This is a genomic window from Fluoribacter dumoffii NY 23 (assembly GCF_000236165.1).
Taxonomy (GTDB): Bacteria; Pseudomonadota; Gammaproteobacteria; order Legionellales; family Legionellaceae; genus Legionella; species Legionella dumoffii.
Genome location: NZ_CM001373.1, coordinates 2,620,760 through 2,636,224, shown reverse-complemented (window position 1 = coordinate 2,636,224; position 15,465 = coordinate 2,620,760). Strand labels below are relative to the sequence as shown.

The window sequence follows — 15,465 nt, the reverse complement described above, 5'->3', positions numbered from 1 at the left end:
GTAGACCATCATTTATAAATTGTGCATATTGTGGAGAAATATTCCTCAAAGTACTGCATAAAAACATAGAAACTTCTTATTAGTTATTAGAAATGATCGGTTTCTCCTCATCCGGATCTTTAGGGGGCATTGGTTTCTCTTTAGAGTACAGAGGTGAAGAAATGAGCGGTGGTTCTACTGCAGTCATTTCGTCATTTGTTGAGAGAGTATCCAGTTGAGTTAATAAAAGACTGTATGAATCACGAGTTTCAGGGGCTTCTGCATAGTCGAGAACGGTTGCCAAATAACTCTTGATTAACTGTTCGGTTAATTCTTGTCCATCACTAAACACATAATCAGGATGTTTTTCAAGGATAAATTTTGCAATTCGTGACGGATTAAAAGCTACCCCTAAATGTGAAATTTCCCATTTCAGAATCTTGACATCTTTTTCTGAGAATTTTTCTTTAGCGTCTGAAAGAATCATTTGGTACGTTTCACCCTGGCTGACTTTAGCAAGAGCAAGCTGATATTCTCCATGAAGTCTTTCAAGATCGCTGAAAGTTCTAATCTTTCTTATAAACTTTTCTTCTGCAAAATCTTGCGCGTATTCAGCCAAAAAAACCTGCATTCCTGCATCGAGTGACATTTTGGGTTGATCCCGAACTTGCAGAAAGTTGAAAGCAGACTCCAGTTGCCCATCAAGACAATACCCTAAAAAATTACCGCTCCATTCATAGAGCAAATCGGCATTTTTTGCTCTTTCGTATTGGGAGATGAACGCGTCAATTATTCCGTTCAAACCATTAGCTAAGCTAACGTGGGAATAAGCATGGTTGAGAGGGGCATAGGGATCAATATGCAGCTGTATCCCATTGATTGATAACAAACGGGGCTGTGAGAGATTGTGTTTGATGGACTCGTATCCCATTTCCATATAGGCTTTTTTATTTTCGGCCAATGCTTTTATTGCTTGCAAACAGTCAAAATGGTTGATGCCATTTTTTGAGCACTCCTCGGCAATCTCCACCAGTTTTTTAATTCGTTGCCGATCTTCCTCTCCGCCGTTGTTTTGATGTGCAGTTTCTATTTCCTTTTCGATTTGTTTGCGGGCAATTTTGTGGGCTTTAGTTTCTTTACTGCCGGAAGATGGCGACGGTATACGAGTTAACAAATCTTTCAGTTTTTCAAATGGAGTTTTTTTATGGAAAAAATCGGCCATTCCTTCTTCCAATAGCTTGCTTAATTTGAGATCCAGCGGAGGATACTTTTTAAGCAGACTGGCAAATTCTGATTTTTTAAATAGGGGGTTTAATTTATTGGCGGGGAATTTTTTTCCGAAATCAACTAAAAAATCTGCTAAATTTCTTTGTTCAAATTCACTTCCTGGGGGTATCTCCTTTTTTAATGCAGTGAGAAATACCCGTATGTCAGCAGATTGGGGTTTAATAAGTTCTAAAACAGTTCTTAAACTTTGTTTTTGCCGATAGGCAATAACAGATTCTTTTTGCTTTTTTTGTCTTTCAGCTGCTTCATCATCGTTTGCTGTACTCAATAAACCGGTTAATCGAATAACTTCTTCCTCAGAACGATCAGGTAATTGATGTCCATCGAAAGGAACTATCGCCCCGGAAACTACCTCAATAATATTTGCAGAACTATGAACGCCGCAGCTTAATTTATCTTTTTGTTGGACTCCTGAGGCACTGGTGATTTCATAACCATCCAAAATACCTTGTTCGACACATTGGGAAATTTGTTTTTTTGCTTCGGTGTAATCTTCACCCAGAGAATCCATTATGTGTACTTGTTTATTTTTTCTGTCGATTACAATAGCAACCGAATGCTCCCCAAGTTTCGTCGGCAATGAAAAAAATACATAACGTGGTTCTGCTTTGTAAAAATCAATATTCTTTTCTTCTAACTGGTTCGCCAAACTAAAATTATTGCCGACTTTATCCGGACCAACCATCAGAGTAACGAAGTTGTGAATATTTAGACTCTTAAGTACTCGGGAGGCACTGTTAACTATCGAGGAGTTATCGAAATCTATTTGATTTTTCCTATATCTTTCACCGCGTTTAGTTTGTACCTCGCGCTCCAGATCATCAAAAGGTTTGTAGGTTACTGCCATAACAATTACCAAAGTAAGCATTATATGATCTTATTGTAGTTTATTTGCAGACAATAAGCTCTAAATAAACAAGAGTAATAATAGAGCATAAAAGATGTAACACTTCATGCTATCTTTATAGGTGATGGCGTTAGGAATTTGCCTTGGATCTTCTAGGGTTAACAAAAGGGAGGCAATCTCTGCATTTTGATATAAAAATTGCTTTGCAGCGATTTTTCTGCTATTGTTTTGCGTCATTTGTGTCGAGTATGGTGCTTGACCTTGGGTTCAGGTGGCGATACTCATTACTAAAGAGAGTGGTATTATGAAAGCATCAATTCATCCAGAGTATAAAACAGTTAAGGTAACATGCAGTTGTGGCGAGCAATTTGAAACTCGTTCAACTTTGTGTAAAGATTTGAACATTGAAGTATGTTCACAATGCCATCCTTTTTATACTGGTAAGCAAAAACTGGTAGATACTGGAGGTCGTGTACAGAAGTTCCGCGATCGTTACAGCCAGCGTTCTACACAAGCAAAATAAGAAAAGAAATAAGGCGCGGTATTTTGCGCCTTATTTCTATATACTTCATTCGAAGTATAACTTGTTGACAGTTTGTTCCTGCAGTGCTAATTTGCCGTGATGTAGGTTCATGTCGTTCGATTCTTGTCTCAATCCTCATCAATTCATGACTTTTTCTCTTGATTCACAAGAGATTTCATAGTCAGAGGTTTGTGTGTCCTGCGAAATGGTGAAGGGTTCATGAATCAATAAGGGTTAGTAGGATTTTAGACCTTACTTAAGTTTTATTTTCATATGTAAGAGAGTGAGTACTTTGGATAATGAAGTTTTAAAGCAGTGCGCATTAGATTATCACGAGTTTCCAACTCCTGGAAAACTTGGTGTTCATATTACCAAATCAACTGACTCCCAGAGTGATTTGTCCCTGGCTTATACGCCTGGCGTTGCAGCCCCAGTAATTGCAATAGCAGAAAATCCTGAAGATGCCTATCGTTACACGAATAAAGGAAATTTAGTCGCGGTAATGACTAATGGTACCGCTGTATTGGGTTTGGGAGATCTTGGACCTCTTGCCAGTAAACCGGTTATGGAGGGAAAAGCAGTTTTATTCAAGCGTTTTGCTGGTATTGATGTATTTGATATAGAAATTGATGCTCATGACTCGCAAGCTTTTATCGCCACAGCGAAACGTATTGCTCCTACATTTGGTGGGATTAACCTGGAAGATCTTAAGGCCCCTGAATGTTTTGAAATCGAGCAAGCTTTAATTGAACAATTAAATATTCCAGTATTTCATGATGATCAGCACGGTACTGCCATTGTAATTGCAGCAGGCTTGCTTAATGCCCTTGAGTTACAAAACAAAAAATTATCCGAAGCAAAAATTGTGTGTATTGGCGCCGGTGCAGCCGGAATTGCTTCCATGCGCTTACTTGTTGCTTTAGGTGCCAATAAAGAAAATATGTTGCTTTTGGATACCAAAGGCGTCATTCATTCCGGGCGAGCCGACCTGAATGCGTACAAATTTGCTTTTGCCCGCACCACAGAATGCAGGACTTTGGCTGACGCACTCGTGGATGCTGATGTATTTATCGGCGTTGCAAAGCCCGATTTATTAAATGCTGATTTATTGAAATTAATGGCACCAAAACCGGTTATTTTTGCTTTATCAAATCCTGACCCTGAAATTAGGCCCGAGTTGGCTTTTCAGGTACGTGACGATTTAATCATTGCTACTGGACGCAGTGATTATCCCAATCAGGTCAATAATGTGTTATGTTTTCCCTATATTTTTCGCGGTGCGTTGGATGTGCGTGCTAAGTGTATTAATCAATCGATGCAAATTGCAGCAGTTGAGGCAATTCGCCAACTGGTGCATGAACCCGTTCCCCAGGTAGTAAAGGATAATTACCCAGGTGTTACGCATTGGGAATTTGGTCCTGACTACATTATTCCCAAGCCAATAGACCCTCGTTTAAGAGAACGAGTTCCCGCTGCTGTAGCTCAAGCTGCAATTGCAAGTGGCGCGAATCAAATGAGTTGTAATTTAGAATAAAAGTAGCATTCTGCATGGAATAGGGCATCTCAAGGTATAGCTATATGTCGGATGAGATATGCCTTATTTCATATGGGATAACGATAGGTAAATTATAAAGTTAAGAGTATGACTGTTGTATTCAAAACAGTGCCTGCTCTTGCTTTACAAGTATTAAGGAGATTGCCTTGCTTTCTGAAAACCGTAGAAATTACGCATTAATTGGATGGCTTATTTGTGGTCTTGGGGCCTTATTTTACAGTTATGAATATTTGCTCCGGATTGCGCCCAGTGCAATGGAAACTGCTCTGCGTGAGCATTTTAATTTATCCGCCACAGGGTTTGGGCATATTTCTTCTGTATATTATTATGCCTATGTCCCCATGCAATTACCCGTAGGGATTATGATGGACCGATACGGTCCTCGAAGGTTGTTAACATTTGCCTGTCTGATTTGCGTTATTGGAACTTTTTTATTCACCAGCACCACTTCTTTTTGGGTTGCTGCTTCAGGACGTTTCCTGGTCGGGTTAGGCTCGGCATTTGCGTTTGTTGGCGTCTTAAAGCTCGCTACCATCTGGTTGCCTGAAAATAAGCTCGCTATGGTTTCCGGTATCACCTCTGCATTAGGTACAGTAGGTGCGATGTTAGGCGATAATTTTTTAGAATTATTTGTGAATAGATTAGGATGGATTAGGACATTAAACCTCACTGCTTTCTTCGGAATTGTATTAACTTTTCTTTTATGGTTGGGAATACACGATAAAAAAGGCCGCTACCGACAAAGCGGCACAGTTCCGAATTTTAGAAAAGGGTTAGTTGATTTAAACATAATAGTCAGTAACAGACAAATTTGGATCAATGGTTTGTTTGGGTGTATGGTTTATCTGCCCACTACTGTTTTTGCGGAATTATGGGGAATACCCTATCTAAGGAATGCCCATGGTTTGACAGCACATGGTGCCGGTTTAGCAAACTCATTACTGTTCCTGGGGTTTACTATAGGCGCTCCGTTAATGGGTTACTTTTCTGACCGCATTGCGCGCAGAAGATTACCCATGTTTTTAGGCGCCAGTGTGGCAACAGTTCTTATGCTGGTTATTCTCTATGTCCCCGGCTTGAGCGAAACCAATGTCCAGGTGCTTATGTTTTTCCTGGGTCTATTTTATAGTGCGCAGGCAATTGTATTTGCAGTCGGCAGGGAGTTGAGTCCTGGTGAAGCAGCCGGTACAGCTATGGCATTTACGAACATGATTGTCATGTTGGGCGGCATGTTATTGCAGCCTTTAGTGGGACATTTATTAGATTTTAGTTATTCCTTACGTAGTGGCACCTCTATTTCTACGGCATTAGTCATGGAAAATGTTGATAGAGTATACAACATGACCGACTACCGAATTGCGCTGGCATTTATACCGCTCAGCATGTTAATTGCAGCTTTATTAACCTTCTTATTAAGGGAAACTCACGCTCATGCACCTAAATAATACCGTTTCAAGAAAACAAATGCTTTTTGGCATGTTTATCTGCTTTGTTGGGGCTGTTTTTTACTGCTATGAGTTTATCTTACGCATTATCCCCGGGGTTTTGCAGACGGAACTAAGCACTGCACTGGGGCATATATCAGCAACTACGTTTGGACAAATATCTGCCTTATACTATTTTGCATACTCTCCAATGCAAATGCCTGTCGGAATGCTGATGGATCGCTTTGGTCCCCGGCGTCTTTTAACGTTTGCCTGTATCTGTTGTACAGTCGGCTCCTGGATGTTTTCCCTGACCTCATCCATGTTTTTGGTGGGGGCAGGGCGTTTTCTAGTCGGTTTTGGTTCTTCTTTCGCTTTTGTTGGAGTTTTGTCTCTTGCATTACACTGGTTACCTAGACGTTATTTCTCCCTGGTTGCAGGCTTAATGACTACTTTAGGGATGCTAGGTCTGGTTTATGGTGAAGTGAAAATTACTGAATGGTCGCAGAGCATAGGCTGGGAACATGTATTATTTCTGATAGCCATTGTAGGCTCCGGATTGAGCTTGTTAATGTTTATTGTCGTTCGTGATGGACCTGAAGGACACCAGCCTAACAAACATCCCCTACCTGAGTTCTTTCAAAATGTTCTTAAGGTATTGATGGCCCCTGAAGTTTGGGTTATCGGTTTTGTCGGCGCATGTTTGTATACCTCTTTGTCGGTATTTGGGGAACTGTGGGGAAAAACTTATCTGGAACAAGCCCATCATTTGACTAAAGTAGAAGCGGCTAAAACAGTTTCTGCAGTTTTTCTGGGTTGGGCAGTTGGTGCTCCTATAGCAGGCTATTTGTCCGATCATACCGGAAGACGTTTGTTGCCCTTAGTTCTAGGCGCCATTTTAGCCTTGATTTGCATAAGCCTCGTATTGTACTGCCCTGGTTTATCCTATTTTAGCTTAAACGTTTTATTATTTTTGTATGGGGTATTTAGTGCTACAGAAATTATTGTCTTTATCATGGCTAAAGAATGCAGTGGGGCTCAATTGTCAGGTACCGTGTTTGCTGCAACGAATATGATAGTTACCCTCGGGGGCGTGGTGTTCCAACCCTTGGTTGGTAAATTACTGGATACCTTTGGAGACAGTGGTATTGTGGAAGGGGAGCATATTTATACTGTAGTGGATTATCAGGTCGCTTTATCCATTTTGCCTCTTTCCTTGTTGCTCGTTACTATCCTGGCTTTCTTTATTAAAGACCATAAGGACAGTCCCATACATTAGGGATGATGAAATTCCATTTCAATAATCCGGGTGTGCTTTGCAGCCCGGATTCTACTGGCTAATTCGCCTGCAAATACCTCAAATGACTAATTAAAAATCGCAATTAATTCTTTAACGGGGCGGCGTAATGCACCTTGGCAATTAATAAAACGAGCGACAGGAAAGCTTTTAATTTCTGCTTTTCTATAATGGTAGCGAGTAAATTCAGTATCATGATTGGATAAAATAACGGGAATACCTTGGGATGCTTTTTCTCTGGCCAATTCCGTAAGTTCGATTTGATCTTCTGTGGTAAACAATTTTTTCGTATAAGGCAGGTGGTGCGATTTTTCTGAGAGAAGTACATAAGGCGGATCGCAATAAATCACATCACCGCGTTCTGCCTGTTCAAAAGTTTTTCTGAAGTCATTATGCACGAATTCTGCATTTTGGCTTTTTTGATGAAAAAACTGCATTTCCTTGTACGGAAAGTAAGGCTTGCTATAAAGCCCGAATGGAACATTATAAATTCCTTTGGAATTATAGCGGCACAACCCATTATAACCGTGGCGGTTCAGGTAAAGAAAAAGAGCGGATTTGTGGGGGGAATGGAGTGATTCATTAAAATCAGTTCTTAATTGATAATATTTTTCTTTCTGGTTAAATTCTGGGTTGAAATAGGTTTTGCAAAATTCAATGAATTCTTCGCCTTGTTGTTGTAAGGTAGTAAAAAGAGAGATTAGATCCTGATTACTTTCTGCCAACAAATAAGCAGAATAATTTGTATTCATAAAAATGACGCCTGAACCAGCAAAGGGTTCGATCAGACGTTTACCCGGAGGAAGAAAGGGAATAATTTTTTCCAGGCAGTTATATTTACTTCCTGCCCATTTAAGGAAAGGCCTTATTTTAACCATAGGTTTTACCACGATTTATTCAGAAAGAAGTATTGCCTATTTTTAAGAAAAAAAACAGAATTTTTGATGCAAAATTTAGTCTCCAGCTGGAGTTCTGTTTCAAAAATTTTAACAATACTTAGTTAATTCAACTACCTTAGGGATTTCACCTTATCAAGCGCCTAAAATCACGACGTTATCATCAAATACTTGCAAACTAAACTATACTGATCACATGCAGATTTGTTTTGTTTTTGCACAATTATGTGTTTCTAAGGAGTGGCTATGTCATCAAAAATCATGCAGCTGATTATGGTTTTCACTTTGAGTACTTTTGTTTCCAGTTCATTTGCTGCCTGGGGTTATCATAAAAGTTATACAGTGTGCCGTGGAGGTAATTGTCACCATACGAATGTGAATAAGGGTTGTGTTAACGGTAATTGTGCTGTCAAGCGCACGGGTACTACCTGGCATCGATAATGAGCACCAAAGCGTACTTTGCCTCGATAGATGAAATTACTTCCTGCCTTTGTTGGTAAATGGTTTTCTCAATTTTCCCAAACTACGGGAAATAAAGCATGCTCCATTGGAGCATTTGCTGCAAGCTGTCCTGCTAAACCTGGGAAATCAGGAGATGTTGCCCAGTTTCTTGGTGCATGAGTTATGTCGTCTCCTAGAAAGCGGATAGAAAATACTCTTCGGCGTTGCGCATAATCCACTCCATTGGAGGCATGAAGGGTAAGCATATGAAAGCAAACCACGTCTCCGGGCGTTATTTCCCAACCTATAATGGGATAATGCTCCCGGTGGGAATCAATATCTGGGAGCTCTGTAAGGCTTCCTTCTGGGAACCACTTGGCCTGGTTCTCCATAAAAGAACGGGGCATGAGCCAAGGGCCTTTATGAGATCCCGCAACAAATTCCAAAGTGGACGTACGGGGAACGGGATCAACCGGTATCCATAAACTGCAATTTTGTGTTCCTTCGATATTATAGTAAGGTTGATCCTGATGCCAGGGGGTTTTTTGGCGAGTACCGGGTTCTTTGACCAGAAGATGATCGTGATAAAGTCGTGTTTGCTTGCTCTCCATAAGTTTCCCGGCAATTACGCTAACCGGGGATTCAAAAATAAATTGCTGGTAATAGGGATTTGTTTGCCAGGTACAAAAATCCTCAATAAATTGACCGGGATCCTCATTTTTACTGGCAATTTTAACTCGATGGCTTGGGAATTGCAGGTTGGATTCAATACCTTCACGAAGTAATTCTATTTCTTCAGCAGTTATAATTTGGCGAATACAAACTGCCCCATCCTTTTTATAGGCATCAATATGGGTTTGCTTCACAGCGGCCTCTACACGTTGCAAGATTTGCTGGGAAATGGAATGTTTTTTCATCGTTGACCGTTTAAAAGTATCAGTTTTATTGATGATACTGAAATTCATGAAAAAGAACTATTCCACAAGGACTTACTTGGTGTTGAAACGATAAAAGGAATCCTCCTCTTATTTTAAAAAATCCATGAGTGCAGATGAAACTTATGCTATGTTACAGCTTTGCCTAAACAGGGATGGGTAAAGTGCATGAATTAAAATTGTGTCCAAATGAACGAAAAGTGATTTTCCTGGCTTCTTTGGGCGGTGCTTTGGAATTTTACGATTTTATTATTTACGTTATTTTTGCACCAATAATCAGTCAGATTTTTTTTCCCAAAACCGACAAACTGGCTTCACTGATGAGCGTGTATGCTGTTTTTGCCATTGGTTATCTCATTCGCCCCTTAGGGGGAATTGCTTTCAGTCATTTTGGAGACAAATACGGCCGTAAAAAAACTTTTATTTTCTCGGTTATACTGATGGCTGTTCCCACCGTTATTATTGGATTTCTCCCCACGTATCAACACATAGGGATTTGGTCGAGTATTCTTTTGATTTTTTTACGCTTGTTGCAAGGGTTATCCATCGGCGGAGAAATTCCAGGAGCATTAACCTTCACCTGCGAGCATGTGAACCCTCGTGCGCGAGGGCTTGCCTGTGGAGTGATTTTTTCTTTGCTTAATCTGGGGATTTTTCTAGGGGCGCTAATCAGTTTAATTCTTACCAGTCAACTTTCAAATGACCAATTATCAAGTTTTGGATGGCGTATTCCATTTATCTGCGGAGGGTTGCTGGGGATATTTAGTTTTTATATTCGCAAACGGTTGGCTGAAAGCCCCTTATTCCTTGCATTTAAAAGTTCAGCAGAAAATAACCGCATGCCGTTTGTTGAAGCCGTCACCTTACACTGGCGAAAAATATTACAGGGCATTGGTTTAACCTGTCTTGGTGCGGTCATGATCAATTTGTTGTTTTTATATATGCCCACCTATCTTTCAACCATTCTTGTTTATCCAAAACAACAAGCGACCTTATTTAATACTCTGAATTTGGGTTTTTACTCGCTGTTATTGATTTTCTTTTGTTGGAGCGGAGATCGAATAGGGCGTAAACTGATCCTTTTAATAGGAGTAGTCGGTTTTATTATACTAAGTTATTTTCTGTTTATTCTTTTATCCTGGCAAACTACGTTTTCCCTGATTACCGCTTTGGCAATTTTTGCTATTTTAAGTAGTTCCATTATGGTATATCCCAGCTTGCTGGTTGACCTCTTCCCGGTATCTATCCGATATACAGGAATCGCTATTTCCTATAATCTTGCCTTTGCTTTTTTCGGCGGATTAACTCCATTTATTGCTACTTATTTAGTTGAATCATTAAATACCAAACTTGCACCCAGTTTCTATCTGGTCTTTAGTGCACTACTTTGTTTTGTAGCTTTGTTATCCATTAAAAAACTATATAGAGAGACGGAGGTCTCATGATGAGTTCTGCAGTAAGGCTGTTTGTATTCTGTGTTATATTTTTGCTGTCTAGTTTAACCGATGCAGCAAGATCTTTTATTATCGATACCGATGTTGGCGTAGATGATGAATTGGCAATACTTTATTTGTTGGCACAAAAAGATATTGATATAAAAGCGATTACTGTAGTCGGTACAGGAGAGGCCCATTGTCCCGCGGGACTCAGAAATGTTGCTGGATTGTTGGCTCTAATGCATCATAAAAATATCCCCATAGCCTGTGGAACCGATGTACCAATGAAAGGGACGCATCAATTTCCTGACTGGTTGCGTCAATTGGCGGATAATTTAGTAGGGGCTGCAGATTTATTGCCTCAAGTAAAATTGCCTCCTTCACAAACTGCAATTCAACTGTTGGAGTCTACCTTAAAAAAAGCAAAGGAACCTGTTGAAATTTTAGCAATTGGTCCATTAACCAACCTTGGTGGACTGGTGACCCAAGTGCCGGAAATTAAAAATAACATAAAAATGATATATATTATGGGTGGGGCAGTGGATACTCGCGGGAATTTGGCAGATGTGGACCATACGATTAAAAATACCAGTGCAGAATGGAATTTTTATGTGGATCCGTATGCTGCTGATAAAGTATTGCGCTCAGGGATTCCAATCACCCTGGTAGGCCTCGATGTGACAAATCAGGTGCCTGTAACCCAATCTTTTTATCAAAAATTAAAAGAAAACCAAACGAATCTTGCCAACCAATTTTTCTATGAACTGTTCCATCGTAATGAAGCAGAAATATATGAACATAAATGGTATTTTTGGGATGTACTTTCTGCAGTTATAGCCTATGATAATTCAATTGTGCAATCCAGTCATAAAAAACTGCGCGTAGTATTAAGCCCTGAAGAGCAAGCAGGTTCTACAATAGTTGATGAGAAAGGGAACAACGTCCAGGTATGTACCTCGGTAAATAAGGGACGCTTTGAAAATATCTTAATGGAAACTTTAACCAAGAAAATGGCTGGGTAGCCTTTGCCCGGGTGCTTGTAGGTCCGAATTAGCACTTTCGAATTCGGACTACGAACATCCCTGGATGTGTTTTAATTGGGAACCGAACGTTCTTCTTCAAAAAACTCCACTTTGCCTGTCTTGATGTCATGTACGCCCGCTACAATTCCAATTTGTTTTTTACTGATTAAATCTTTAAGGATTGGGCTTCTTTCTTGTATTTCCCTGGCGACTCTCAAGGCATTTGCTTTAGCAATGGCATCAACTAATTTAGGGTCAGTACAATTTTTTGTTCCTTGTTCTTGCATGGTGGGTTGCACAACAGGTTTGATTTTATCCAGGACATCAGTCAAATGCCCAAGTTGCACATCATTACATGCACCTGCTACCGCACCACATGAGGTATGTGCCAAAACTACAATAAGCCGGGATCCCGCTGCTTTTGTTGCGAATTCCATACTTCCAAGAATATCATCATTAAGTACGTTTCCAGCTACACGTAAGGTAAACAAATCTGCCAAACCCTGATCGAAAAATAATTCAGGGACGCTTCGGGAATCCATGCAATTGAGGATTACTGCAAATGGAAATTGTCCGTAAGAAGATTGATGCGCTTGTTTTAAATAATCCCTGGATATTTGTGTGTTGGTTAAAAAGCGGTGGTTACCATCCTTTAAGCGTTGCAAAGCTTGTTTGGGGGTCATTTTTTGCTGCTTTGCTTGAGTTATTGTTTTACCTAAAAGAGGTACTTCTGCCTCAGCTGTATTTGCAAAACTGGTGACAGCACAAGTAATCCCAAAGGTAAAAGTTAAAATTTTTGTCAGTTGCTGCATTGATGCTCCTCCTTTTTATAATTAGAATTCATTCCTTTATTGATAATAACCCAATCTCACCCTGTGTCCATCCTTTCATAAAAAATACCCTGTTTAGCCTCTTGAATTTTAAAAAAGCGCCTCTATTTTCCAAATATAAATAGTAACATGATGAGGAGAAAGTTATGAGTATCGTAAGACGTGATTATTTTCCTGTTTATAATGAAATTGGTTCCCTATTGGATAATTTCTTTAGAGGACAGCAATCCGATTCATCGATTGTTGATACCAGCACATGGGCGCCTCCCGTAGATATTAAGGAAGAAAAGGAGCGTTTTTTAGTTCTTGCGGATATTCCGGGAGTAAATAAGGAAGACATTCAAATATCCCTGGAGCATAACATTCTGACCCTGCGTGGAGAACGCCATTTTGAAAAAACAGAGAGTAACACTGGCTATACACGAATGGAGCGTTCCCAAGGGCAATTTTACCGGCGATTCAGCTTACCGCAAACTGCGGATGATACTAAAATAAGCGCAAAATACAAACAAGGCGTACTTGAAATCTCAATACCCAAAAAAGAAATGGCAGTTGAGAAAAAAATTGATATTACAGTAGAAGAATAATTTATAACCCACACCGGTAGCGGTACACGGACCTGTTTTTGAGACACCCCCCTATAGTCTCCTTTAGGCTCTGGATACCGCTAGGTGTTGTGTTATACGCCAAAATATTTTTTAATCTATTCCGTGCTTAGGATTTAAGTCTAAATTGTTCTTCAGGTTCGGGTAAAATATCAAAAAAAATACCTATGTTTTTTCTTTCATTTTCAAGAAAATCCATAAAACCGTTATAAGTTTTTTTATCCCCAAATTGAGGGTCAGTTACTTCAAAGTGTTCCTGGTTTTTTTTTCCCAGCAGCGTATGTAGCACTCCTGTATGTATCACAATGAGCGTAGTCATACCCTCAGGAAAATCAGCCTCACTTAAATGAGTAAGAGTTAATTTTTTTCTTGCGGGCACCTCTTTCTTAAAAAGCGAATAAAGCGACGCAATTACCGGATCTCTTGAGTATTTTTTAAGCGAGGCTTTAGATAATTCCTTAATTTCAACTCCTACTGCATGGAGATTATGTCTTTGGAAGAAGGAAACTATCTTTTCTGGTGATGCTTCTTTTCCGGGTGCAAACCAAATTTGTTTGTATATTTCCAGTTCTTTGCTGGGAGAGTAATCGTGTTGATCAATTATCCCTCTTTCCAGAAGTATGCGCATGATGAGTCGAGCAGTACAAGAGTTCTTGAATTTTTGTTTATCTATTTGGGGTTCCATATCATCAAGTTTTGCTTTGAGCATGGGATTGCTCAGCACAAAATCTGCAATTTCACTGGAGGTTACGATTAATTTAAGAAAACTTTGAGGATCGAGCATCCTCACAAAATCTTCTGAAGAGAGGAGCACTTTCAGGGTATCCAGGGAAAGACTTTTCATCGTTCCTAAAGTAATAATACCTTCCAGGGGTTTTTCATGGGTTCGATGAATTTCTTTAAATTTATGGACAAAAGTATCTAAACTTTCTTTATTAATCGCGCTGTTTGCATCCTTACCAAAATTAAAGTCAATGCTTTTATAGATATTTTGACTGTATTTAATATCACCAAGAATTCTATCTGGAAATTGTACGGCGGTAATATTCAGAATCATAAAATACCTTCCTGCCATGAATCATTATTATTCATTATAGAATATTACAAAATTTAATCACGCCGGCCTTTATTTGATCATTAAATTTGAGGAACATCCTTATTGAATCGCAAATTGATTTTTAGAAGCGAGAAAGTGGATTCGAGTAGAATTTTTGAGAAGGAATGAATGGCGATTTACCAGTAAACGTGCTTCTTCCCTTACAAATCTTTGTTTTATGAAAAGATGAACACTGTTTTGAAAGTCTCTTTAAAAACAGTGTTTAAGTTATCAAGCATGCTGAGGTTTTGAAACGGACTCTTGTGTTGATTCTTTTGCTGGCATCTTGAAACTATCAAGTTTGGGTAGATCCTCCATTTCACCTTCTTTGGGTGTTAGAGATTTTCCCGTAATCTCCTGAGGGCCGTCTTTCCCAGGTCTATAGATCTTTCCATCCCCATTAGAATAGGCCATGACTTTTTGGGTTTTTTCATCAACCATGATGAAACTTTTTCCTTCGCTGGCTTGTTGCTTGAAGAAGTCCGTCATATTCTCTTCCGATTTAAAGGACAATTTTAATTGGCCATTTTTATTTTCAGGAGGATTATCCTTTACCCATTGTTCCCCACAATGCTTTTTAAATGCGTCAAGCAACGAATTGATTTCGTCACTTTGAATACTGACGCTCTTCTTCTTGCGGGCCGTTTCTTCGTTATCCAATGCCTGAAGATCTTGCATCTGGGTGGTCCCTGATGTTGTTTTTTTGGGAGGTGATAAGGGCAAATCATCTGTTAAAGTGGAATGTGGCAGTTTATCCTGCACCCACTCATTGATCATTTTCTTTTGGCCTATTGTTTGCACAGCAGAGGCTACACCACCGCCGATGGCCAAACTGCCTTGGGGCGTTTTTTGGTTCGTCCAGCCTAATAAGACACCGCCGCTGTCCATAAATTGAGAGGCATGCTCAAGACTTTTTTTCACTGAAGAAGGATCCGCAGGTTTTGGATTACCTTTACTGTCATATTGCATGGTGGTTATAGGAACTGTCTGATATACCCCTTGCAAATGCTGGTACTTGGGTGTTGTAAGTAACTGCTCAATTTGGGCTACTACCGATGCCTGATTCGCTCCATTGGTGCCCGTTTTCCAACCTCCCTTTTGGTAAGTATCTATAATCTTGTCCGTTTGCGCCTGATTGGCAGAATAAGTGATCCCAACTTTTTTAGCTCCATTAGCATGTAATTTGTTTACTTCGTCCAGAATTTTAATTGCCTGATCCCTGGAGGAAACAGGAGTGCCATTTTTTGCGAAATCTACCTGAAAAGGAACGATATTTTTTGGCATGTGAGGAT

General features: G+C 39.7%; 14 protein-coding genes. 8 read left to right on the top strand and 6 right to left on the bottom strand.

All coding sequences use genetic code 11. The annotated features are described in order from the left end of the window. Positions 1-79: 79 nt before the first annotated feature. The gene (locus KYQ_RS11915) at positions 80-2,134 is read right to left on the bottom strand and encodes a hypothetical protein (protein ID WP_019350128.1); all 2,055 of its coding nucleotides are present in this window, start codon (positions 2,132-2,134) and stop codon (positions 80-82) included. A gap of 283 nt (positions 2,135-2,417) precedes the next feature. Here KYQ_RS11915 and rpmE point away from each other — a divergent pair, with 283 nt between their 5' ends. From rpmE to KYQ_RS11890, 4 genes are all read left to right on the top strand, one after another. Further along, positions 2,418-2,636, top strand: a complete 219-nt coding sequence (gene rpmE, locus KYQ_RS11905; RefSeq protein ID WP_010654490.1) for a 50S ribosomal protein L31 — start codon at positions 2,418-2,420, stop codon at positions 2,634-2,636. Positions 2,637-2,928: 292 nt separating this feature from the next. After that, positions 2,929-4,170, top strand: a complete 1,242-nt coding sequence (locus KYQ_RS11900) for a malic enzyme-like NAD(P)-binding protein (RefSeq protein ID WP_010654489.1) — start codon at positions 2,929-2,931, stop codon at positions 4,168-4,170. 167 nt (positions 4,171-4,337) lie between these two features. Further along, positions 4,338-5,636 carry an MFS transporter gene (locus KYQ_RS11895; protein WP_010654488.1) on the top strand — a complete coding sequence of 433 codons (1,299 nt, stop codon included), beginning with the start codon at positions 4,338-4,340 and terminating at the stop codon, positions 5,634-5,636. Beyond that, a complete protein-coding gene (locus KYQ_RS11890; protein ID WP_010654487.1) occupies positions 5,623-6,894 on the top strand; it encodes an MFS transporter in 1,272 nt (423 codons plus the stop codon). Before KYQ_RS11895 ends, KYQ_RS11890 begins: the two co-directional genes overlap by 14 nt. Before the next feature lie 86 nt (positions 6,895-6,980). Here KYQ_RS11890 and KYQ_RS11885 read toward each other — a convergent pair whose 3' ends face one another. Then, complete coding sequence (locus KYQ_RS11885; protein ID WP_010654486.1) at positions 6,981-7,790, bottom strand: Dam family site-specific DNA-(adenine-N6)-methyltransferase; 810 nt, start codon at positions 7,788-7,790, stop codon at positions 6,981-6,983. Positions 7,791-8,054: 264 nt separating this feature from the next. Between KYQ_RS11885 and KYQ_RS11880 the strand changes: the two genes are divergently transcribed. Next, the gene (locus KYQ_RS11880; RefSeq protein WP_010654485.1) at positions 8,055-8,249 is read left to right on the top strand and encodes a hypothetical protein; all 195 of its coding nucleotides are present in this window, start codon (positions 8,055-8,057) and stop codon (positions 8,247-8,249) included. A 68-nt stretch (positions 8,250-8,317) separates the two neighbouring features. Here the strand turns inward: KYQ_RS11880 and KYQ_RS11875 are convergent, their stop codons facing one another. Beyond that, entirely contained in the window at positions 8,318-9,214 is an 897-nt protein-coding gene (locus KYQ_RS11875; protein WP_010654484.1) for a phytanoyl-CoA dioxygenase family protein, read from the bottom strand. A gap of 125 nt (positions 9,215-9,339) precedes the next feature. Here KYQ_RS11875 and KYQ_RS11870 point away from each other — a divergent pair, with 125 nt between their 5' ends. Both KYQ_RS11870 and KYQ_RS11865 read left to right on the top strand, forming a co-directional pair. After that, a complete protein-coding gene (locus tag KYQ_RS11870; RefSeq protein ID WP_019350125.1) occupies positions 9,340-10,629 on the top strand; it encodes an MFS transporter in 1,290 nt (429 codons plus the stop codon). After that, positions 10,626-11,642, top strand: coding sequence for a nucleoside hydrolase (locus tag KYQ_RS11865; protein ID WP_019350124.1), 1,017 nt, complete (start codon positions 10,626-10,628; stop codon positions 11,640-11,642). The genes KYQ_RS11870 and KYQ_RS11865 overlap by 4 nt, the downstream gene beginning before the upstream one ends. 71 nt (positions 11,643-11,713) lie before the next feature. Here the strand turns inward: KYQ_RS11865 and KYQ_RS11860 are convergent, their stop codons facing one another. Continuing rightward, positions 11,714-12,454 (bottom strand): carbonic anhydrase family protein, encoded by a 741-nt coding sequence (locus KYQ_RS11860; RefSeq protein WP_010654481.1) that lies wholly within the window; start codon positions 12,452-12,454, stop codon positions 11,714-11,716. A 164-nt stretch (positions 12,455-12,618) separates the two neighbouring features. On the opposite strand from KYQ_RS11860, the gene KYQ_RS11855 reads away from it, so the two are divergent. Next, a complete protein-coding gene (locus KYQ_RS11855; RefSeq protein ID WP_010654480.1) occupies positions 12,619-13,059 on the top strand; it encodes an Hsp20/alpha crystallin family protein in 441 nt (146 codons plus the stop codon). A 127-nt stretch (positions 13,060-13,186) separates the two neighbouring features. Here the strand turns inward: KYQ_RS11855 and KYQ_RS11850 are convergent, their stop codons facing one another. Together KYQ_RS11850 and KYQ_RS11845 are read right to left on the bottom strand one after the other, a co-directional pair. Then, the gene (locus KYQ_RS11850) at positions 13,187-14,134 is read right to left on the bottom strand and encodes a hypothetical protein (RefSeq protein WP_010654479.1); all 948 of its coding nucleotides are present in this window, start codon (positions 14,132-14,134) and stop codon (positions 13,187-13,189) included. 270 nt (positions 14,135-14,404) lie between these two features. Next, the gene (locus tag KYQ_RS11845; protein ID WP_019350123.1) at positions 14,405-15,457 is read right to left on the bottom strand and encodes a hypothetical protein; all 1,053 of its coding nucleotides are present in this window, start codon (positions 15,455-15,457) and stop codon (positions 14,405-14,407) included. Positions 15,458-15,465 lie beyond the last annotated feature (8 nt).